This window comes from Streptomyces sp. URMC 127 (assembly GCF_051386535.1).
Classification (GTDB): Bacteria; Actinomycetota; Actinomycetes; order Streptomycetales; family Streptomycetaceae; genus Streptomyces.
Genome location: NZ_JBPQTW010000442.1, coordinates 1 through 1,369, shown reverse-complemented (window position 1 = coordinate 1,369; position 1,369 = coordinate 1). Strand labels below are relative to the sequence as shown.

Genomic DNA, 1,369 nt, shown 5'->3' with positions numbered 1-1,369 from the left:
CCAAACACCCCAGGAACCGAAGCGCCCAGCACCGACAGATCCCCACCACACCCCGCGGCAAGAACCTCCTCCCGCTCGACGCCGGCCACCACATCAACCGCACCCAACGGCACGCCCGGATCAGCCACCCACTCCCGCAGCAACCGCAACCAACGTGCCATCAACGCATCAACCGTCGACCGCTCGAACAGATCCGACGAGAACTCGACCCAGCCCGAGATCCCTTCAGGGCGGCTCGCGGAGTCGTGGTGCTCCGTCAAGATGATCGAGACGTCGACCCGCGCAACCTTGGCCCCGACCGGCTCAAGGCTCACTCGGGCTTCGGGGAGGGTGAATCCCGTGGCGGGTGCGTTCTGGAGGGCGAGCATCACCTGGAACAGCGGGTGATGGGAGGTCGAGCGCTGCGGGTTGAGCACCTCCACCAGATACTCGAACGGCACATCCTGATGCGCATACGCACCCAGACTCGCCTCCCGCACCCGGCCGATCAACTCCGTGAACGACGGATCCCCCGTCGTATCGGTCCGCAACACGAGCGTGTTGACGAAGAACCCGACCAGGTCGTCCAGCGCCTCATCCGTCCGCCCCGCGATCGGCGAACCCAACGCAATGTCCGTCCCTGCGCCCAGCCGCGTGAACAGCCCGGCCAACGCCGCCTGCAACACCATGAACGGCGTCGTGCCTGTTCGCTGCGCCAGGTCGGATACGGCCCGGTGCACGTCGGCGTCGAGCTCCATCCGCGTGTAGTCACCCTGATAGGAGACGGCCGCGGGGCGAGGACGGTCGGTGGGCAGGGTCACCTGTTCGGGGAGGCCGGCCAGCTGCTCCTTCCAATAGGTCAGCTGGCGGGCGAAGAGGCTGTCCGGGTGGGTGCCGTCGCCGAGGAGGTCCCGCTGCCACAGCGTGTAGTCCGCGTACTGCACCGGCAACGGCGACCACGACGGCTCCTCGCCCGCGCAGCGCGCGCCGTACGCCGCCACCAGATCCTTCGCCAGCGGACCCATCGACCAACCGTCACCCGCAATGTGGTGCATCAGCACCAACAGCACGTGTTCGGTGGGCGTGACGGCGAACAGCGTGGCACGGACGGGAAGCTCAGTGGCCAGGTCGAAGCCGTGACGAGCTGCCGTGGTCAAGGCAGCAGCAAGGTCTTCCTCTGTCGTGGCACGCACTTCCCACGGCACCCGCGCCTCAGATACAGCACATACATGCTGGCGGGGTTCGCCGTCGGTCTCGGGGAAGACCGTCCGCAGCGACTCGTGCCGCGCCACGACATCCGCCAGCGCCGTCCTCAAAGCCTCCCGGTCGACCGCACCGGACAACCGCAACGCCAGCGGCATGTTGTACGTCGCCGACGGACCCTCCAGCT

1 protein-coding gene is annotated in these 1,369 nt (G+C 67.6%); it reads right to left on the bottom strand.

Features of this window, described 5'->3' with window-relative positions; translation table 11 throughout:
• A partial coding sequence (locus ACSNOH_RS34780) for a condensation domain-containing protein (RefSeq protein WP_436725443.1) occupies positions 1-1,369 on the bottom strand: 1,369 nt, incomplete at both ends.